Source organism: Spiroplasma endosymbiont of Nebria brevicollis, from assembly GCF_964030895.1.
In the GTDB taxonomy this organism is placed as follows: domain Bacteria; phylum Bacillota_I; class Bacilli_A; order Mycoplasmatales; family VBWQ01; genus Spiroplasma_E.
Genome location: NZ_OZ034986.1, coordinates 836,718 through 856,929, shown reverse-complemented (window position 1 = coordinate 856,929; position 20,212 = coordinate 836,718). Strand labels below are relative to the sequence as shown.

Below are 20,212 nucleotides of genomic sequence, written 5' to 3'. Positions count from 1 at the left end.
ATATTACTCCTTATTTTTATAATATTCTTTAATTTCTTTTACTTTATTATTAAAATCTAATTGATGTTTTTTACACATTTTAAAAAATTGAACAGAAGTATTTTCTAAATCTGTAGATTGTAATTTAATTAATACTTTACTATTACAATCTTTACAAATACATTTTAATTTAGTTTTCATTTTATTTTTTCCTTACTAAATCAAGTAATAAAACAATAAAACAACCTAAATTTATTAATGCTATTATTGTAGAATTTATAATTATTAATATTTCTCATCAAACCATTATTTCACTTCCTTATTTAAATAATATCAACCAATTAATAAACTTTCTGCTTGGTCATGGTCTTTAATTTTAATATTTCAATTATGGTTCTTAATCATGAATTGAGAAAGTTCAATTGATAACTCTTTAGTTCAAGGTTTATAATTTCAATTATATTTAATTTCATCTAAACTTTGATATCATTTTCTTCATTCACTTGAACTTATTAACATATCTTTTGTTAATAATTTATTAAATTGACTTGATATAAAACCACGTAAATGGTCTAAAGTTTCTTTACCACGACCAAATTTTGGATTAAAAATACCACGTTCAATTACTAAATATAAATTATCTTTATTTATACATTCATCATAACTATTAATTTCATCAATTATAAAAGTATTAAATTCAATTTCAGTATTTTTTTTAAAACTATAACTTTTTATTCATATTGGTTTTTTATTTTCTCATAATGTAAATCCAGTATTTTTAATACTTGGGTCTACTGAAAGTAAATAATTATTCATTACTAAATACCATATTATCTAAATTATCAATATTATTTTGTATTTGTTCATAATTAATATTTATTTCTTCTTTTGATTCTTCCATTACTTTTAATTTAATTTCTTTATTATCATTATTTGGATTATCAACATACATTATATTTTCATTTTCTAATACTATTGCTTGATCAATTTGCATTGCTCTATCAATAATATTTTGATTTTCTAATTTAATACTAGGGTCTTTATTAATATCTCTAATAATTGCTTTAATAACTGTTTTAAGTGCCATAGCATTAAAACTAGTAGTTCATGGACTATTACCATTTGCTTTACTATATTTTTTTCTATGTTCTTCACATTCTTGTTTAGTCATACCTTTAATAAAAGTAATTATTTTACCTAAATAATTTTTAATAGAAATCATACCATAATAACCAATAATTATTTTATTTTCAAATATTTTATTAGGGTCTAATTCTCAACGTTGAGTTTCTTTATTAAAAATATGTTTATCAGTAATAATTTCTCTTTGAAAATCAATTACACAATTTGAACGTTGTAATAAAGTTAAAAAACCATCTTCTTGTATTTGTACTTGTAATTCATTATTATAAGGTATTAATGCTATTTCTTTTTTAATTGGATTATTACTTAAATCTAATTCAAATATAGTTGCTAAAGTATTAATAACTGATTGTGGATTTAATGTTGATAATTTTTTATCATTTAATTTTGTTAATTCATAATAGTTAGTAAATTGTTGTATTTTTGATTTATCTATATTTTTAGGTAATATTAAATTTGCCATTAGTGATTTTCCTTTCAAAGTGCAATTGCCATTTCTCATTCATATACTAATTCATCTGTTATTTCTACTAATATTTTTTCTACATTATCTTTTTGAATTCAATAAATATAATGTGTATTTGATAAATTAAAACCATTATTTTTTAATATTCAATAATAAGCAGTTAATTGTAATATTGATTTTTCTTTATTTTCTTTATACATATTTGATAATGTTTTAAAATCAATTATTGTATATAAATTATTTTCTTTATAAATTAAATCTGGTGTTCCTGCAATAATATCATAAGTAAATACTTGTTCACATATATATTTAGTATTTACTTTAAATTCTTGTAAATTATTTAATAAATTTTCACAATATTGTAAATAATTTTTATTAAATAAATGTTGAATATTATTTAATAATTTATCTTTTATATTATTAATATTTATATTTTTAAAATATAATTCTGCTACTTTATGAACAGTTTCTCCTCTTAATCTAGCATTTTCTAATCTATCAAAAGGTATATTTTCATAAGGATTTTTATTTTCATATAAATAATATTGAATAATTTTAGATACTGATATTTTTTCTTGTTTATTTAAAAAATATTGATGTGTATCTTTTTTAAAAATTAAATTATTTTTTAATTGCATTTTTAATTAAACTCCTTAAAAAAGCATTAATTGTAATATGATTTTCTAAGCAATATTTTTTAAATTCATAATATTCATCTATAGTTAATCTAACAATCATTTGTTTATTTAATAAATCTTCTTTATTTTTCTTATGTGCTGACATTAAAATTCAACTCCTTTAATATCTAATTCCATTACTAATATTTCATAATGTTCAATATAAGCATTTTCTAATATATGATGTTTATAATTTTTATGAAAATTAATAGCATTTTCAATTGTAGAAAATATTTTTTGTTTTCTTTTATTAGTATAATTTACTTTATATTTTAATAAATAATTATATTGCATATTATTTTTCTCCTTTAACCTTTAATAATTTTTTTATAATGAATAATTACTTGTTCTAATTTATTTATTTTTTCATATGAAAAATAATCTTTCATAATTTTTAAATCACCATCATTATCAATTTCAAATTCTAATTCTTCATATTTACTATTAAATTCTTCTTGTAATTCTTCAAATTTATCTATTAATTTTCTTGCATTTTGTAATTCTAATTGATTCATTATCTTTTCTCCTTTAAAAATTTTCTAATTGTAATTCATTAATATAATAGTTATATAAACTATCATAGTTATCACTTGTTAAATATATATCTTCTTCAATCATATTATTAATACATTTATTACAATAATAAGAATTATCTATTTCACTAATTCAAATATATTTTTTATTATGTAATTTACATTTCATTATTTTTACCTATTAATTTATAAAAACAGTTATTACATGTTCTATTATTTATAGATGATTGTTTATGACAAATATCACAGTTATGAGTAATAATATTTCAATTAAGCATTTATATTAATTCCTTTCTTAATATTTTAAATAAAATATTTTATTATTATGAGTTACTAAATCTTTTAATGATGTTACTATATAATTTATTACTAAATCATTATGATTATATGGATTATTTATTTTAAAACTTTTTCTATCTTTTTCTCAGGTAATATTATATTTAAAACATTCTTCATTTTTTATTTGTCCAATATAATAACCATTATATTTTTTATAAAATTCAAGAGTAATTAATTTTTCAATAATTTTATTATATATTATTGGTTTTTCTTTCAAATCTTCAATTTGAATATATTGTTTTAATAATTCTTTTAATTGCACACCATTTAATTCTTTTTTTATATTATCTTTAAAAACTCAATATATTCGTGTTTCATCAATATTAAAAGAATTTTTTTTAATAAAACATTTAGAAATTGATATTTTATATTCTCCAAATTCAATTATTATTGCACCATTATCAGTTTCTTTAATAATTTGCTCTTGTGAAAATTCTATTATCATTTTAAAAACCTTTCTTTTTATTCAGCACTGCTACTTTTAGTAAGCAGTTGCTGTTTTTTTATTTTCTTTTTTAAAAAAATCTTATAAATAGGCTCTTTATCACCTACAGTGATAAAGCCTAAAAAAAAATAAATATATATATACTAATTATTTAATTTATGTTAATATATAATTGATAAGGTATGTATGTAATATATAACCCCCTTTATGTGTAATAATTTAAAAATAATTAAAGAACAGGGTTTATGGTTATTACATAATCTTGAAAAATTCTTTACTAACTCAATATAGAGACTTCAATTAATAGACAAATACATACAATAACAATTCAATAAAAATTAATAAATTACTCTTTTATACTCATGTAGTAGTATTTACATAAAGTACTCACAATTTAACTAACTACGAGAGTTTATTTAATTTAACAATTAAAAATGAGAGTATTATCTCTCATTTATATTTTTATTAAATCTATACCTATTTTTTATACGGCCTCTAAATCTATATGGTTTATATATAGATTTATCACATTCATTTCATAATTGTTCATCTATTTTTTTAAATAATTTCTCTGTTTGTTTTAAATTTAATTCATCTTGATTAAAATGATGTTTGTCTCAATCAAAATGATTTTGAAATGGTAATGATAACATGTTTTATGTTCCTTTCTGAATTTGGTTTGTTAATGATTTAATTTTAATTTATAAGTAAAGGTTTGTGAATAAAATATGACACTTATTAGTAGTTATGCACAATTAAATAAAAAATATGACCTTAATTTTAGTGATAATAATTATGGTTTTAATTGAGATATTTTTAAAGAATTTGTTGGTGAACAATGAGCAGAATTTTTTACTACCAATTGTTTTTATCGTTTTGTACCAACTGCACGCTTAACAAGAAAAACATGAAATTGTTTAGCGTTTGATTTATTTGTGTGTTGTAATTTTAGTGATAGTTCTGTACAAGAAGTAAGACGTTATGAAAATACTCATAATGAAACAACCATTGGTTCTTTAATGGATGTTTGTCAATATTTAGAAGATAAGTATGATATTCACTTAGGAGTTAATAATCCCCATGGTATTAAATGAAAAATCACTAAGGATGGTGGTTGTATTATCTTTCCTAATAATCAACAAATAGATTTTATTGGTTATGCTAATGGTAATAAGATTTTTGGAAAATCAGTTGGTGGTTCTAGTTATTTATGTTCAAGAACAGATGAAATTATTATGGCAGAAGAAAAAGAAACGTTAAGTGAAAAACAATTAACTCAACGTTATGAACGTTTAAAATTATCAATGTTTCGTAGTAATCGTATTAAAGTATCTAATGAACCAATTCAAGACTGAAGTTGAATATTTACTGATAGAAATATATTTAGTCCAACTTATGGTAAAAAAATTACTCGTTATTTTTATAAAAATCACTTTATTGCTTTTACTTGTAACCCCTATGATAAATACCACCCTTTTTATTTACTTTATTGCACCCCGTATTTGCCATTAAATGATAAAGTGATAGATACCCTTAAAAAAATTGGTAAGGTCTACTATGAAGATAATGAAGCGTTTAGTGGACTTGGATTATTTATTTTAAGATTTACTTTTTATTTCCATTTTGAAATAAATTAGAACCAGTAACGCAAAAATTAATTTTAGAATTAAAAAAGAAAAATCCTGATGAATTTAATACTGTTTATTATGGATTTGAATATTTAGATAGTGATGCAACTGTTTTTCCATTTCTAAAAGCAATAAAATATTGACAACCATATAATTTACAAGAATTCTATAACAAAGAAAAAGATACTTATAAATTTGATTTTTATAGTGTTGGTATTGATTGAGCAACAGGTTCCAAAGACCATACTGTACTTATGGTAACTGGTTTTAAAGAATATAATAATAGTGGTTATTATGACCCTTATATTATTTGCGAATTAGTAATTACTCCCAATGATTTTATTAATGAAAATGAAAAGATTAATGCTTATGTTGATGAAATTTGTGGATTAGTTGATAATTTTGAAAATTTTGACCAAGCAATTTACTATTATGATGATAAAGCAAAAACTGCTATCGATTGAATAAGTCAAAAATTAGCAGATGAACATAATATCTTAATTATGAGTCAAGTTGCTATTAAACATGCTTCTAGTCTTAATCAAGAAGCAGGATTAACTGACCGTTGTATATGAATGCGTAATATTATGAGTTATGGTAATTTTTATGCTAATAAAAATGATTTATTAAAAAGTACGCAATGTTTAGAAGAATTACGCTATGACCAAATCAAAACTAACATTTCCTGACAAAACTATGTACCAAGACCCTTACGATGCGTTATTTTATGCGCTATATCCATACAAAAATATAATTAGGGGTAAAAATAATGCTTCTACTAAAATAAGTGTTTTTTCTTATGCCATATAAGCAACGAAAACAATACTAGTAATAGTATAGTATCACAAAATTAACGCCTTGTATTTGGCGTTATTTTAACGTTTAAAGGTATATTTGCAAAAAATACAAAAATTAAGTACAATTTAATAGTAAAATTAAGAAAAAAGGAGTAATTTAATATGAAAACATGAATAAAAACAAATTTAAGTAAAATAACATTAGCATTAGCACTAACTGGTGCTGTAAGTGGAGTTACTGGTTTAATAATTGGTTCAATAGCACATAATCAAACTAATGGTTATCAATCATTTTTAGGGAATGACTATACAGTCTACTGGGGGATGGGACAACTATATGGTCTAATAAAATAAATAATGATACAAATATAAATTTATATTTTGATATTAAATCACATTATGATGAAGATGTAAAATGAGATGGTATTTATCCTGATGGATATTTTAATAATTAAATCTCTAAATTAATATAAGAAATATTTTCATTATATTTATCAAATAAATTAATATTTTTTAAATTAATTTCTTGTTTGTCAGTTATTAAAATTAAATCATAATTTCCAGAACCAAATATTCCACTAATTTCAATCCGATTTAAGTTATTAATCGGGTTTTCAATTTGTAATTCAAATTCACTATTATTATCAATTTGTGAAATTTCTTTATAAAACTCTAATTTAGAAAATAGTTGTGATTTATTTGAACCATATAAATTTAAAACATTTTCAATTTTGCTTTTATCAATAATTGCTTTTGTAAAGTATTTACCATATTCACCATTACCTAGTGTTCAATCAGCAGGAATTAATGATGGTATATTATTACTTTCAAGTTCATTTGTAATAGATAATCAATTAAACTGATTATCATCTAGTTTAAATAACTCATTTTGACTAATATCATTATTTTTTAATTTAATGTTGTTTATATCTGTAAAATCAAAATATTCAGATTTTAATATTACTTTTACATCTTTGAATTTTCAAATATCTTTACCAGTAGGTTTTATTGGCCTTGATTTTAATTCAAAATAATAAGGTAACAAAATTTTATTATCATCATTTAAACCTTTATTAATTGATAATGATGAATAAATATATTTTGATAACATTATAAATATTTGTTTAAATATTTTAATCTGTAATAAGTTTATATAATTTGGATATTCAAACTCCCATTGTTTAAATAAATTTGTAATTATTTCATCTGGTTTTTGTCCTGAGAATTTATCACGTAATTTTGCAATATCATTTTTAGGTTTACCGGTTTTTTCATCATATTCTGCACCTTCAAAATTTCTATTATAGTTATATGTATAACTTAACATATCTAATAATAATTTTTGTAAACTATCAATAGTTGGTGCATCTTTTATTTCTATTTCAACATCTCTAAATATAGCATTAGTAGAAATATGTTCGCTTTCATTATCTGTTATACGAAAAGTTCATATTTCTTTATCTTTTAATTCTTTTTGTCCATTTAATGGTCAATAACCAGGACTATCAGTGAAATCATGGCCTAATCAAACGTTAGTTACTCTTGCATTGTTAATAACTTCTTTTCTAGTTTCTTTTCCACCACCAATAGTAATTAAATCTAAAACTGATTTTTCTTGTCCAATAAATTGTTTTGCTAAATTTCATGGTAATATTTGTTCACTAAATCATTGTTCTAATATTCAAACTTTTGGTTGAGTTTCAATTGGCATTGATAATAACGGAAATGCTATCTTATCTTTAACAAATAACTTAGGGTATACTTTTCCATATTATCTACTTCACCAAGTACCTTTATATTGCCAAAGAGCATGCTTCTTGGTGCTTTAATTTTTAATCCAATAACTTTTGTATCTTTATCTAATGGTTTTTGTAATTTAATAATGATTGGATAACCATCTCTTGTTTTAAAATCTTTAATTTTTATGATAGTAATACTTTTTGTACTTCTTAATTTTGGATTTTGATAAGGTTGGGAATAACTATTAATAATATATAAATTATCAATATTATTTTCAGTTAAAGTTTCATTTATACTAACAGCATACAACTTAAATTGATTTAATAAATCTATTTCTTGAAAGATTAAATTTTTAATATCAGTCATACTATATTCAATGGTATTATCATTAATATTGGTACTTGCTCTTTGATTTAGTTGCATATTAAAGTCTGATGTTTCAACAGCATTAGTAGTTAATACTTGCTCAATATCAATAAAACCAATTTTAATAGTATTAGGTGAGAATTTTAAAGTATTATTCTCATTATTTTTGAATAAACGTTCAATTTCATAAATATAGATTGTTCGTTTTTTAAATTTATCGTATATTCTATTAATATCAGGGTCACTAGTATTGCCCATAAGGTTTGAAAAATCATTTGGTATATTATCTATTAAATAATCATTTTCTGCTTGATTGAGTTTAGTTTGTTTTTGTGGAAACTTAGTTTGTGGTTTGTTGTTGTCCATTGTCATTTTCTCCTACTAATTGATTATTTACTGGATTAAATAAAGTTAATTTAACTGTTAAATTTTCAATTGCTTTTTCATCATTAATTTCAAATGTTTTACTATCTAATAAATCTTTATCAACGCGTACTAATAATTGAATAAATTTAAGAGTATCAATATTAAATTGTCATAGTTTTTGTTCAATATAATTAACTGTTGAAATATTTACAGCGGTACTTTCAGGAACTGATTGTTGTGCTGATTTCTTTTGACTTGGTATATGCAAACCACAACGCTTAGATATTTCATTAATCAATCATAAACATCACTTATTAATGTTTTACCTTTAAAATTACCTTGAATAATAGTTACTAAACCATTAGGAGTATCATTAGGACTTTTATCAGTAAATAAATAGTTTTTAGTAATTAATTTTCTTATCGCATCATCAATTGTTTGTTGATTATTACCATAAATATTATTAAAAACAAATTTAGGTGAGTTTAAAATGACATCTAAAATGATTTGTTCAAAGAAAATATTTAATGCTTTAATTTTATCCATGACTTTATTACAGTCAGGTTCTTCATTAGCACGATTACGCATAATTGCTATTGGTATATAATTAATGTTTAATACTTGTTTTTGTTCTAAGTTAGAGTTGTTATTATATGTTTTATAATCTAATACAAATTGTTTTTTATTATCACTAATACTATAAATCGCACGATTAATAGTTACTTGTTCATTATTAAGCGTATAAATTTCAAATAATCTTACTATTTGAGCATTTTTTTGATAATTCTCATAAAAAATAGTACATTGAATTAATTTACCAGTAATATCATAATTTCTTTGTTGTATATTTACTAATTGAAAATATAGATTAAATATCCACTAATTCCTAATTTACTTAATTTAAAAATAGAATTTCAATTTTTACGATAGTATTCTTGATTAATTAAATATTGTTTAATTTTGTCATTATTAATTTCTAATGGTGCATTATATAAATTAGCATTATTTTCTGCTACAAAATCAGTAAAATGAGTTTCATGATTAAAACTATTAAATCCAAAAAAATCTAGTATAGAAGCATGTATTGTTTTTTCTTTACTTAAACTAAATAATTTTGTATTATCATTTTCAGTTAGTTTTTCTTTTATATTAAATATTTTCATAATTATTTACCTTTCTTTTAAAATAAATGATTAATTTTTAATATAATTTTTATAATAATAAATATAATTAAACCTGCTGTTGCTGATGATAATACTATTCCAATTAAACCTAAAATAATTTTTATAATTTTAAAAAACATAATATTAATCCTGTAATTCTTCTAATTTTCAAAGTGTACCAAAGTCCGGTCTTGTTGTTGAAGGTAATAAATTATCTGAAATTCTTAACATGCTTACACTTGATGACATACCCCAATAATATCTTAAAGTAATATTTTTCATCATACCTATACTAATAATTGTTTCAATAATGATATCTTTCATAGAAGCTTCGTTTTTATCTATTTTTTTAATATTGAATAATTCAATAACTTTATAAACTCCACTCTCTAAAATCGTAACTGGTATTTTAGAACAATTTTAATAAATACGATATTTTGTATTTTCTTTTAAATCATATTTTATAGTAAAACCATCTGTACTAAGGGCTACTTCTTTTCATTTTGGACATGGACAAGGTGTTGGTATTGGATTTGATTTTAATTCAATACCAAAAGTATTTTCTGCTATTTCTTTAATATTTAAAGTATTTGAATTAATATGTAAAGGTTTAGTAATATTAATATTTTTAGGTTGTTTAATATCTAATGTATTACTTTTAATTTCATAAGTATTTTCTTTTACTTCTTCTTCTAATGAAATTATTTCACCAACACTAATAGTAACTGGTTCATTTGAAGAATTAAATGAATTAATATAAACCCCGTTTAAATTTTGTGGTTGAGTAGGTTTATCTGCAACTAATACAACATCATATTTTTTACTTTTCTCATTTCAAAAAGTATAATCTAATACGGTAGTATCTCCTTTTCATAAAAATGTTTTAAAAATTATTGCACCTTTATCACTTGCATTTCATGAATAACTAACTTTATATAAAGTATTTAATTTAAAATTATATCTAATAAAATTATAATCATTTACTTTTTCTCCTACTTTTTTTCATTTAGGTATTAATTTATATATCTCATTAATTGCCCCACTAACAGTTTTATCAATTGTATTCACATTAGAAATATTTAATTTATTAAATACTATTTCTGTATCTAATGAAATTGTATTATTTTCATTTTTAAATTGATTATTAAAAGTTAATTTATCTTGTTTTTTATCAATATTAGTTTTATTTTCATTAATAGCACCAGTAATAGTTTTATCAGTAGTTTGTAAATTATCATCTTTAATATTTTGTTTTAAAACTATAATATTCATATTATTAGTTACTTCAGTATGAAGTTGACTAATTTTTAATTCTACTGATTTTATATCATTATTATGATTTTCAATACTTTCTTTTTTATCTAATAAATTATTAGTTTCTTCTTTTTTATAATAATTAGATAAATCTACTTCACCACCACTTGCACTAATAATATTATCTTTAATAGTTATATTAGTACCTGCAGTTAATTTATCTTGTTTTTTATCTAATAGTTCATTAGTTTCTTGTTTAGTATAATAGTTATCATCATTATTAGTTTCTGCTATAAATTCAGTTGGAGTGCCAAAACCTTGATATTGATATATTTTTTCAATCATTGCACCAGTATTAGGTGTATATTGTGGGTGATTATAACCAAATGAAGTAAACTGTTTATTATTTGTATCAAAAGCTATTCTTACGCCTTTTTCCAATCTTTTTGTACCTAATTCATCTACATAAAAAATGGAATATAAAGTAAATATACCCTTAGCAATATCTTCATCTAGAACAGATAAAAATACTTTAGTAGTTCTTCTAAAATTAACTAAATTACCAATATCATAATTGTAATTAATTACTCAACTTATTACATATCATTTTTGTAATTCTATGTTTTCATTTTCTACTTTTTTCATAAAGGACTTGTTTCAATATTAAATCAATTATTTTTAATACTTTCAATTTCTTTATTTGCTAACTTAATATTATTTTCATTACTAGTAATCCTTTTTTGTTGTTTAGCAGAAAAATCAGCAGTTGCAGCATGGGTAAAATCACCCTCTTGTGGATTATTTTGTAATGCTTCTGGTGGTAATGTACCAATTTCACTTGGTCAATTTAAAACCATTGTTTCAGTTTCGGGGTTATATTCAGTTGCTACATAACTTTTATTTACAAGTTTAGTAACTGCTCCACGAAATACTTCATGTTCATTTTTACTTATAACATCATCATATAATTTTATTTGTTTAGTTAATATAAAATCATGATTATCTTTGTCACCACTAATTCTTTGTTCTTTTTCATTATCAATTAATTCATCTACTTGATTTCTGGTATAAAATGCTTCTAAATCAATTTTATCAACATCAATTTCTTGTTCATCATAACTCATTAGGAGCTCTTTTAATTGCGTTAATTGAGATAGAATTTTCATTCTACTTGGTGCTAAATCTCACACATTAATTGTTGGAATACTACTAGCACTAAATTGTGTACCATTATTAAATTGAATATTAGTATCAACATTAAATTCAATTGGAGTACGATTAAATACTCAATGTTCCACCATTACGTAAACCATATCTCTTAATGTTTCTTGAAGTAATTTATCTTTAAAACTATCAAAAGGAAATTTATATAAAATAAAATTAAGATAAGCATTAATATCATTTTGTGCGCGAATAGCAAATGTAGTAAATCATTCCTTAGCATTTGGTCATGTATTTACATATTGTTGTGGAGTGTCGTCAATTGTTCCGGTTAATGGATATCACTTATTATAATTTTCTAAACTAATATCAGTTCAAAGTTCTTTTATCATATTATCATTCCTTAAAAAATGCTTTTTTATAATGTTTAGTACGTTTTTTAGTTTTTCTATGTGCTATATGTATAATTTCTTTTTGTAATTTTTTCTTACCTTTTTCAACCACTTGACTATAAGCAAATTTTTTTAAATGATGTAATAAACCAGTACCAAACAACGTATAAACTCCAAATTTTAAACTAACACTTTTAAAAGATTTAGTAACATTTTCCATCGGATTATTAATAACATTAATAACTTTATGATAAGTTCTTACTATTCTTAATATTTCGCGATGTACCTTAAAAGCATCTCTTATAATCTGTTGAACAACTGGTGGAGCAAATGCAATTGTTTTTAATCATTTATTAGTATTAACTCCATAACCAATATATCAACCACTATTTCAGCGATATCAATGAAAAGGATGTACTTGTGTAACGAAAGTTTCTGCTTTAATAAAAGTATCAATAACAACAAATGGTTTATATTTAGGATTACGATGATAAATAGTAATAGCACATTTATCTAGAGATAATGGTTGAATTTTACATCCCATAAATACTGGTGAATTTAATGGAATTAATTGTGCATGTTTAATTGCTTTTTTCTCAGCACTAGTAAATAAATCACTTGCTTTTTCTTTTAATTTATTAATTTTTGCTATTGCTTTTTCTTCTAATTGTTCAAATTTTTCTTGTAATTTATAGATTTTCTCTCGTAATTTTTCAAAATAAGGTGTATCTTTTCAAAATTTATTTAATCCTTTTCTTAAATAAAATCTAATGTCAAAGTATTTAAAAGTTTTATTAGTTTTTAAAACAAATTTATGAATACTACTATTTTTAAAATTAAATTTGATTGCATTAGCACGTATTTGTTCTAAAATTAAAATCAACGCTTTACCTTTATTTTGCATTTGTAAAGTATGAACTAAATTTAATCATTCATGTTGATTCATGTTTAATACTGCTTTAAATTCAATATTATATTGTTTTAAAAAGTTATTTACTCTATCCATATCTTTAATTTTTAATTTAGTTTCTAATTGTGGATTTAATTTTACTAATAAATTTTGTAATGATAAATAATCTTTTAATTGTTGTGCTTCTAAATATTTAAAATTATTTTTAAATTGTCTTTGAGCAACATAACCTAAGTTTTGCAATATTGTTTCACGATTAGGTGCAATTGAATAATTAAATAAATATCGTTGTTTACCAATAATTTTATCTGTTAAAATTTCTTTACCTGTTACTTGATTAGTAACATCTTGTAAATTTTTTGCTTCTTTAATCCCAATTTTTTCTAATGTTTTAGTTTTTTGTGCTAGTTTAATAAATTTAGTAGTACGAATACCACGAGTAATTTTATTAAGTCCGGCAAACGCTGGTAATAAATTAAAAAAAGTATTTAATTTTGTTACATTTCCTTTTAAATAATCATAAACTTGATTAATAGTAAAATCAGTTGCAAATTCAATACTTGTTGCACTAATACTAGCAAGCAAGTCACTTGCACCTAATCCAAGTGCTAGTTCTTCACTTAAACTACCAGTAAAAGGAGCAAGTGCCACTGCTATTACTGGTACACCAATCATTTCTAAAATTTCTAATCATCAACTTTTATTTTCTTGTTGTTTACTTATTCTAGTATGTTTTGGTTTATTTATGTTTAAAATTATAGCAGTGCTAGTAGTACCAATTGGCATAGTATTAATTTTCCTTATTTAAGATTAATTTTAATAGGATTTGTTGAACCTTTATAATTTGGGTCATTTATATTTGTTCTAATAATTACATATAAATCACCAGTTTTTTGTTTATTATTACTTATAATATTTTTACCTTGGTCATCACTAAAATATTTAATTGTAGGAGTTTCTAAACTTGGATTTAAACCATTAATTTCTTTTGTATATAAAATATTTGTGTCTAAATCTCTATTATTTTTATCTGTTCTTGCCGTAGTATCTAATGTTAAATTTGTAATTTTAGATTTTAAGTCAGTTTTTACTTCACTTTTAATTACACCACACATCATTCATTCAACGAGATGTTGTTTCTTTTTTTGACATATAAGGAATTGATTGACCCAATACTTCACCACCAACTTTATATGCTCTACCAACTTTACCGTCCGTAATCTCTTGCACATAAACAACTGTATTTTCTAGCATATATCTTTTCATTGCTTTTGGTGTTGCTAAAATAAAGGACATAATTTCATTTTCATTTTTATCATTAGTAAATGTCATATAATCATCTAATATATGGTTTTAATAATTCTTTTAATTGCACACCAGTTAATTCTTTTTTAATATTTTCTAAATTATAAATTCAATAATTATTATTATCATAAATATTAAAGGTATTATTTTTAATAAAGCATTTTGGTTTTTAATAACTTGCATTTAGCAAGTTATATTTATATTGAACTAGCCCCGTTTAATTTTTTTTTACAAGTTTTAAAATTTATGTTACTCGCCCAAAAAAATGAAAAAAATAAAACAGCAACTGCTCACTGAAAGTGGCAGTGCTGTTAAATAAAAAACTAATTACAGTATGTCTCCCAAAACGGGTCTATATATACTAGTTGCCAATCCGCTCCCACCCCAAGGATTACCATTATTAATGGTTAGTATATTTTGTTAGGTATCACTCCACTTTTTATTTCAACATGCAAGTCCACATGCTAGCCACTATTTTGAACAACTGTGTTATGGTTCACTGTTTTATGTCCCTAACACGTGTTGATAATAGTGATAAAGACGGTTATAAAATTTGCAAATTTTACAATTACAAAAAAAGACGATACTTATTTCTCGTCTTTTTGTGAATTTTGATATAGATTGTAATGAGGGTTAGCAAGGAATCTATTTATAAAAATGATGAGTTATCGACATCTTTGCCACGATCCCAAAATTTTGAGAATACAAGCGTAAAATTAATCAATATTCAATGCGATTAGTAGTATTTTATACAGATAATATTAATCATATACATTAGTTAATAAAAGAGCAAAGGTTATCATTAGACTAAATAAAACTGTGCTTGGTGTTAGAAAAACTGCTGACTTTATTTTAGAACAAGGAAAACATTTTTTTTGAAAATTTTGACCAAGCACAAGTAATTATTTGTGGTGATAGTGCTGGTTGAATTAAAAAAACTGCTGAATATCTTAATGCCAAATTTATTTTAGATAAATTTCATTCAATTAAAGTATTATATCTTGGCATTATTGCTGGTAATAAAGGCAAGTATTATCAAGAATATAATACTTGTAGAAATTTTATTGAAAATGGTGAATATGATAAATTACTTGATTATCTTAAAACTTTAAAACATAAAAAACTAAAGAAAAAATACTTTCTTAATAATAAAGAAGGCATTACTAATCAATCTTGTAAAGAAAATATTGGTTGTTATGCTGAAAGTAATGTTTGACATATTTTAAAGTCAATGCTTGGTAATCGCACTTATAGTATTGAAACATATAAGCAAATGATTATCTTTAAATGCCAACAAATAAATTTAAGATTTTAGGTTTAATGTATATAGTAATTATTAATTATTTCGCAATTTTTAATAGCATCTCAAAATTATTATTTATTTTAGATTTTATTTTGACAATAATTAAGAAATTAGTTAATATAATAATTATAAAAGTTAAAATTGGAGTTATAATTATTAGTAAAATAAGTCCAATTTGTAACTGCAATAATAAATGATGATTAGAAATTTGAATAGTGCAAAGTCCAGAAATTCTATTGGAAAATTTACAATTATTTACTAATATAGAATTTAAATTATAATGTTTTAATAAATCAAATCCATTATAATTAATTATTATTTTCTCGTTATAATGTTTAATTGTTCATATTTCTTTTAAATGATATAAACTTATTAATAAAAATCCTGAAATCATAATTAAAATAGTTACAATAAATAGTGATCCGGTTATTAATTGTAGTTTTTTCTTTTTCATATTTTCATTCTCCTTTTATAATCTAAGTGTGATTTTATCATTTATTACAATTTTTATTGTATGCATTTTATTTTAATTGCAATTATTTATAATTAAGAGTATTATTAAATTATAATTACATAAAAATTCTTAATTATTTCTCGTCTCAAATGATAATCAGACAATATTGAATAATTAATTCCGGATTTTTGTTACACTCCCGAGATTTTTGATGTTTCATTTCGTGAACGAGTTTGGATTTGTTCACCCACTACTTTAGCCTATTCATTCCATATTATTTCTCAAATTCAAAAAGACTATGAGTTGAATAAAAATATTAGTAAAGTTAAAAAAGTAATTAACGAAATTAAAGATGATTATTAAAGATTTAACATTAGATGAGAAGTAATTAAAAAGAAATTATTAGATAATGAAAAGATAATAAGGGACCTTGACATAACTATTAATAAAATAAAGGATAAACAAGAAAAATTAGAAGACTTTGATTTAGATGAATAATAAAGAAGTTTTCTTTATTAGTTTAATGTTTTAAGAAACTTTAATATGTGGTCATAATCTGGTTCATCACTTACTTCTTTGACAATTTGTAAATATAAAACTTTATTACTAGCATCTAGTACCATAACACTACGTGCTAACAATTGTGTTTCATCAATTAATAAATTAGTCTTGCTACTAAAATTATTTTCATTATTACGATAATCACTTCAAATATGGAAATTACTGTTAAGTTTTAAGTTTTCACAAAATCTACTTTGCGCAAATGGTAAATCTTTAGAAATTGTAATAACAGTTAATTCTTGTAACTTAGCAGCTTCCACATTAAAATATGCAGTTTGTAAAGCACAAGTTTTAGTATCAATACTAGGAACACTAGAAATGATTTTAAAGCGATGAGGAAACTGTGCTAAATTCATTTCACACAGGACATTATCAACTGCCGTGAAATTTAATGTATCGCCAACCTTAATGGGATTATTTTTAATATGAACAGGGTTACCCTTAATTGTTAGTTGAACCATAATATTTATTTCTCCTTTTTAGTAAATGTATTTTATAATATTATTATAACTAAAAACTAGTGATAAATAAAACTTAAGGAGTAAAAATTGTGCAAAAACTTTTAAAATCAATAAAAAATGGTAATCAAGAATTTAAAACTGCTTTTAAAACAATAGGTTCTAATCACGTATATAAAAATCGGAAAACCATTGTTAAAAGTATTGCCTTATGTTTTATTCCTTTCTTATATGCCTTTATTGCCTTGTGAGCATTTTTTAATCCTTTAGGTAATATTAATAAGTTGCCTATTGCATTAGTCAACGCTGATACGTATAGTGATGCTTCTGGTAGTGATAACCGTGTTATTAACTTGCATAATTTAAATTTAGATGGAATTTCACAAAATAAATATGGTGCTTATCAATTTAATATTAATGATTTAAAAATTAGTAATGAGAAGAAAACCTTTACCGTTTATTATTATGATAATGATGAAACATACCAACAACATAAAAATGATAAAACATTTTTGACAGAAATTATAGTTGATAAAAACTTTACTAATGATTTTAATATTTTTTTTAGTAAATCTTTAAAAATCGTGGAAGATAAGATTAAAAAACCTGAAAAGATTTGGAATTTGATTAATCAAATTACTGATCGTCCCAAAATTAGTTTAGAAGCTTCATATAAAGTTAGTCCCATTTTAGGGGAAATTAATGATTTTGCATTAAATACTTTAAAAGATAGTATCTTTGGTAAATTCTTACCAGTCGTTATTAGTGACCAAATTTTTGATTATTGATACAATAATGCTATTAAAGACGGTGTTGATGGTTATAAAAAGTTTCAACAAACTTTTAAAACCTTATATGGTTTTTTATCAATTGTCGTTCCTGGTCTAGGTCCGCATGCTGATGAGTTTAATACTCGGATTAATAGTGTTGATAACAATGATAAAATTAAGGAGATTAAACAGTTAGAACATACATATTGAATGAATCATGAACTACTAGCACCACTAAATTTTATTGATTTTAATATTAACATTGAAGGACAAGATAAATCACCTTATGGTTTTGGTTTAGGTCCGTACTTTATGTGTATCGGGATGTGAGTAGGAACCTTATTATTAACCTTTACTTTCATTCGTGATAAGGATTTAAATAAATCTAAGTTCTGATCTAATTATTTAGGTAAATCAGCATGAATGGTCATGTTTGGATTAGTACAATCAACGATTTTAACTACTTCATTATTATTGCTATTCCATAGTTCTGATTTATGAAGTCGTTGTTGACAATTATTATTATATATGTGGTGTATTGGGATAGTTTTTGACTTAGTAGTTCAAAGTATTGCTCATATGTTCCGCAATCATGATTTAGGAAGATTTTTAATTGTTATTTTATTGATTTTACAACTTTCATCATCAAGTGGCACTTTCCCCGTGGAACTTGAACCAGGATTCTTTCAAGTCATGTACCACGTGTTACCATTTAGTTATGCTATTAAAGGATTAAGGGAAATTCTTATTAATCCTAATGCACTTAATATTTTATGAAGTCTTGGTTGTTTATTACTATTTGTGGTAATTTTAGTACCATTGTCATTATTAGTTAACTGATGGTATGATAAACGTGATAATAAACAACTTGGAACTAAACGAGAAAATCATAAACCAGAAACATTACTAATTGAAACTAATAACATTCCTTTGCTAGAAGAAGGCGAATAAGACTTTATTGGTCAAAAATTGACAAAGGTAGTTAGTAAAAATAATTTTTTACTAACTACCTTCTTAGGGATACGTCCCTTAAAATTTATCTTCCAAATCTTTTATTCATTCAAGTATTAGGACTATCATTAGCACTTGAACTACTACTATTACTATTTGCTTGTTGTCGTGCTAAGTTATTTCAATTTCTTACTCGTTCTAATTCTGTTCGTTCTGCTCGAGCTGTATTAAGTCTTCCTAAAACATTATCAATCGTTCTTGCTGCTTGATCATAATATGTTTGAGCATTATTACGTTCATCTTTTAACCTATTAAGGGCTGCCACTCTATTATTGAAATTGGTTTCTAATATATTATGTTCTTGTTCTGCTTGTATTTTCTTACCATTAAAATGCTCATAACGTTTTACTGCTGCCTCTCATTTATATTTTAGTGCCTCTCTTTCTGCTCCAGTACTATAAGAATATGCTGAATTTGCTGTTGTTGCACGGGTTTGTTGTTGAGTCGGTTACTCCTTGCTACCCTCATCCTTTCCCTTGCTCGTGTAAGTTCTGTATGTAGAGTGTTAATTTTTCTTTCTTCAGCATTAAATCTTGTTACTAAATTTTGATAAGTTGTTCTAGCATTATCACGTGTTGTTTCTGCTGCTATTCCTCTAATATTGTTATTATCCATAAATAATCACTCCTTTTTGTTGTTTTGACAAACAATACCTTGCTTTTAAATCTTTAAAATCAAAAACCATATGCTTTTAAATTCAGCAATGATTTTAAACCATAACTCCTTAATTTTTAAGAAGTGAGTATATTTTATGCTTTTAAATTGTGCTCGCAGTAGATATAGTAATTTACACATTAACTGTGTAATGAATAAATAAAATTGTTGTTGGTCTAAACTTGATAAGTATGATTATTAAAGAAAATTTCTAGTAAAACCATTAAAACAATATACTCATTAACTTTTATTTAACTGTTTTATTTGATTTAGATTAGACCCTACGACCAACAAAAACTTTATTCAAACCTATAATTCGTCTTATCACACTATTAAA

General features: G+C 23.1%; 31 protein-coding genes. 6 read left to right on the top strand and 25 right to left on the bottom strand.

The genetic code is table 4. The features are described 5' to 3' along the window. Positions 1–3: 3 nt before the first annotated feature. From AAHM98_RS05010 to AAHM98_RS04965, 10 genes are all read right to left on the bottom strand, one after another. Positions 4–180: a hypothetical protein gene (locus AAHM98_RS05010; protein WP_342275753.1), complete on the bottom strand. Its 177-nt coding sequence runs from the start codon at positions 178–180 to the stop codon at positions 4–6. Between the two features lie 105 nt (positions 181–285). Further along, a complete protein-coding gene (locus AAHM98_RS05005) occupies positions 286–795 on the bottom strand; it encodes a hypothetical protein (RefSeq protein WP_342275754.1) in 510 nt (169 codons plus the stop codon). After that, on the bottom strand, positions 788–1,585 hold the full coding sequence (locus AAHM98_RS05000; RefSeq protein WP_342275799.1) for a recombinase RecT: 798 nt from the start codon (positions 1,583–1,585) through the stop codon (positions 788–790). The genes AAHM98_RS05005 and AAHM98_RS05000 overlap by 8 nt, the downstream gene beginning before the upstream one ends. Next, positions 1,585–2,226, bottom strand: coding sequence for a PD-(D/E)XK nuclease family protein (locus AAHM98_RS04995; RefSeq protein WP_342275798.1), 642 nt, complete (start codon positions 2,224–2,226; stop codon positions 1,585–1,587). The genes AAHM98_RS05000 and AAHM98_RS04995 overlap by 1 nt, the downstream gene beginning before the upstream one ends. Then, positions 2,210–2,371, bottom strand: coding sequence for a hypothetical protein (locus AAHM98_RS04990; RefSeq protein ID WP_342275757.1), 162 nt, complete (start codon positions 2,369–2,371; stop codon positions 2,210–2,212). Before AAHM98_RS04990 ends, AAHM98_RS04995 begins: the two co-directional genes overlap by 17 nt. Continuing rightward, positions 2,371–2,559: a hypothetical protein gene (locus AAHM98_RS04985; protein ID WP_342275758.1), complete on the bottom strand. Its 189-nt coding sequence runs from the start codon at positions 2,557–2,559 to the stop codon at positions 2,371–2,373. Before AAHM98_RS04985 ends, AAHM98_RS04990 begins: the two co-directional genes overlap by 1 nt. Before the next feature lie 14 nt (positions 2,560–2,573). Beyond that, complete coding sequence (locus AAHM98_RS04980; protein ID WP_342275759.1) at positions 2,574–2,780, bottom strand: hypothetical protein; 207 nt, start codon at positions 2,778–2,780, stop codon at positions 2,574–2,576. A 13-nt stretch (positions 2,781–2,793) separates the two neighbouring features. Further along, entirely contained in the window at positions 2,794–2,967 is a 174-nt protein-coding gene (locus AAHM98_RS04975) for a hypothetical protein (RefSeq protein ID WP_342275760.1), read from the bottom strand. A 126-nt stretch (positions 2,968–3,093) separates the two neighbouring features. Beyond that, positions 3,094–3,582 (bottom strand): hypothetical protein, encoded by a 489-nt coding sequence (locus AAHM98_RS04970; RefSeq protein WP_342275797.1) that lies wholly within the window; start codon positions 3,580–3,582, stop codon positions 3,094–3,096. A 443-nt stretch (positions 3,583–4,025) separates the two neighbouring features. Continuing rightward, complete coding sequence (locus AAHM98_RS04965) at positions 4,026–4,235, bottom strand: hypothetical protein (RefSeq protein WP_342275796.1); 210 nt, start codon at positions 4,233–4,235, stop codon at positions 4,026–4,028. 75 nt (positions 4,236–4,310) lie between these two features. On the opposite strand from AAHM98_RS04965, the gene AAHM98_RS04960 reads away from it, so the two are divergent. From AAHM98_RS04960 to AAHM98_RS04950, 3 genes are all read left to right on the top strand, one after another. Then, positions 4,311–5,219, top strand: a complete 909-nt coding sequence (locus tag AAHM98_RS04960; protein ID WP_342275795.1) for a hypothetical protein — start codon at positions 4,311–4,313, stop codon at positions 5,217–5,219. 245 nt (positions 5,220–5,464) lie between these two features. Further along, positions 5,465–5,968 (top strand): hypothetical protein, encoded by a 504-nt coding sequence (locus AAHM98_RS04955; protein ID WP_342275794.1) that lies wholly within the window; start codon positions 5,465–5,467, stop codon positions 5,966–5,968. A 201-nt stretch (positions 5,969–6,169) separates the two neighbouring features. Next, positions 6,170–6,361, top strand: coding sequence for a hypothetical protein (locus AAHM98_RS04950; RefSeq protein WP_342275793.1), 192 nt, complete (start codon positions 6,170–6,172; stop codon positions 6,359–6,361). A gap of 97 nt (positions 6,362–6,458) precedes the next feature. Here the strand turns inward: AAHM98_RS04950 and AAHM98_RS04945 are convergent, their stop codons facing one another. The 12 genes from AAHM98_RS04945 to AAHM98_RS04890 form a co-directional block, all read right to left on the bottom strand. After that, positions 6,459–7,718, bottom strand: a complete 1,260-nt coding sequence (locus AAHM98_RS04945; RefSeq protein ID WP_342275792.1) for a hypothetical protein — start codon at positions 7,716–7,718, stop codon at positions 6,459–6,461. Positions 7,719–7,735: 17 nt separating this feature from the next. Further along, on the bottom strand, positions 7,736–8,479 hold the full coding sequence (locus tag AAHM98_RS04940; protein WP_342275791.1) for a hypothetical protein: 744 nt from the start codon (positions 8,477–8,479) through the stop codon (positions 7,736–7,738). Continuing rightward, positions 8,454–8,747 (bottom strand): hypothetical protein, encoded by a 294-nt coding sequence (locus AAHM98_RS04935; RefSeq protein ID WP_342275790.1) that lies wholly within the window; start codon positions 8,745–8,747, stop codon positions 8,454–8,456. The genes AAHM98_RS04940 and AAHM98_RS04935 overlap by 26 nt, the downstream gene beginning before the upstream one ends. Beyond that, complete coding sequence (locus AAHM98_RS04930) at positions 8,687–9,067, bottom strand: hypothetical protein (RefSeq protein WP_342275789.1); 381 nt, start codon at positions 9,065–9,067, stop codon at positions 8,687–8,689. The genes AAHM98_RS04935 and AAHM98_RS04930 overlap by 61 nt, the downstream gene beginning before the upstream one ends. Positions 9,068–9,330: 263 nt before the next feature. Then, positions 9,331–9,642, bottom strand: coding sequence for a hypothetical protein (locus AAHM98_RS04925; protein ID WP_342275788.1), 312 nt, complete (start codon positions 9,640–9,642; stop codon positions 9,331–9,333). Between the two features lie 17 nt (positions 9,643–9,659). Next, entirely contained in the window at positions 9,660–9,782 is a 123-nt protein-coding gene (locus tag AAHM98_RS04920; protein WP_342275787.1) for a hypothetical protein, read from the bottom strand. Positions 9,783–9,786: 4 nt separating this feature from the next. Then, positions 9,787–9,966 carry a hypothetical protein gene (locus AAHM98_RS04915; protein ID WP_342275786.1) on the bottom strand — a complete coding sequence of 60 codons (180 nt, stop codon included), beginning with the start codon at positions 9,964–9,966 and terminating at the stop codon, positions 9,787–9,789. 96 nt (positions 9,967–10,062) lie between these two features. Further along, the gene (locus AAHM98_RS04910) at positions 10,063–11,541 is read right to left on the bottom strand and encodes a hypothetical protein (protein ID WP_342275785.1); all 1,479 of its coding nucleotides are present in this window, start codon (positions 11,539–11,541) and stop codon (positions 10,063–10,065) included. Next, the gene (locus AAHM98_RS04905; protein ID WP_342275784.1) at positions 11,529–12,449 is read right to left on the bottom strand and encodes a hypothetical protein; all 921 of its coding nucleotides are present in this window, start codon (positions 12,447–12,449) and stop codon (positions 11,529–11,531) included. Before AAHM98_RS04905 ends, AAHM98_RS04910 begins: the two co-directional genes overlap by 13 nt. Before the next feature lies 1 nt (position 12,450). Beyond that, a complete protein-coding gene (locus AAHM98_RS04900; RefSeq protein WP_342275783.1) occupies positions 12,451–14,145 on the bottom strand; it encodes a hypothetical protein in 1,695 nt (564 codons plus the stop codon). A 14-nt stretch (positions 14,146–14,159) separates the two neighbouring features. After that, the gene (locus tag AAHM98_RS04895) at positions 14,160–14,477 is read right to left on the bottom strand and encodes a hypothetical protein (RefSeq protein ID WP_342275782.1); all 318 of its coding nucleotides are present in this window, start codon (positions 14,475–14,477) and stop codon (positions 14,160–14,162) included. Then, positions 14,458–14,691 (bottom strand): hypothetical protein, encoded by a 234-nt coding sequence (locus AAHM98_RS04890; protein WP_342275781.1) that lies wholly within the window; start codon positions 14,689–14,691, stop codon positions 14,458–14,460. The genes AAHM98_RS04895 and AAHM98_RS04890 overlap by 20 nt, the downstream gene beginning before the upstream one ends. 1,260 nt (positions 14,692–15,951) lie before the next feature. Between AAHM98_RS04890 and AAHM98_RS04885 the strand changes: the two genes are divergently transcribed. Both AAHM98_RS04885 and rmuC read left to right on the top strand, forming a co-directional pair. After that, entirely contained in the window at positions 15,952–16,248 is a 297-nt protein-coding gene (locus AAHM98_RS04885) for a hypothetical protein (protein WP_342275780.1), read from the top strand. A gap of 347 nt (positions 16,249–16,595) precedes the next feature. After that, positions 16,596–16,784, top strand: a complete 189-nt coding sequence (rmuC, locus tag AAHM98_RS09020; RefSeq protein WP_425289606.1) for a DNA recombination protein RmuC — start codon at positions 16,596–16,598, stop codon at positions 16,782–16,784. 152 nt (positions 16,785–16,936) lie between these two features. Here the strand turns inward: rmuC and tpx are convergent, their stop codons facing one another. Further along, positions 16,937–17,443, bottom strand: coding sequence for a thiol peroxidase (tpx, locus tag AAHM98_RS04880; RefSeq protein ID WP_342275779.1), 507 nt, complete (start codon positions 17,441–17,443; stop codon positions 16,937–16,939). Positions 17,444–17,532: 89 nt separating this feature from the next. On the opposite strand from tpx, the gene AAHM98_RS04875 reads away from it, so the two are divergent. Further along, the gene (locus tag AAHM98_RS04875) at positions 17,533–19,161 is read left to right on the top strand and encodes a YhgE/Pip family protein (protein ID WP_342275778.1); all 1,629 of its coding nucleotides are present in this window, start codon (positions 17,533–17,535) and stop codon (positions 19,159–19,161) included. 85 nt (positions 19,162–19,246) lie between these two features. Here the strand turns inward: AAHM98_RS04875 and AAHM98_RS04870 are convergent, their stop codons facing one another. Further along, positions 19,247–19,486 (bottom strand): hypothetical protein, encoded by a 240-nt coding sequence (locus tag AAHM98_RS04870; RefSeq protein WP_342275777.1) that lies wholly within the window; start codon positions 19,484–19,486, stop codon positions 19,247–19,249. Between the two features lie 104 nt (positions 19,487–19,590). Continuing rightward, a complete protein-coding gene (locus AAHM98_RS04865; RefSeq protein WP_342275776.1) occupies positions 19,591–19,836 on the bottom strand; it encodes a hypothetical protein in 246 nt (81 codons plus the stop codon). Positions 19,837–20,212 lie beyond the last annotated feature (376 nt).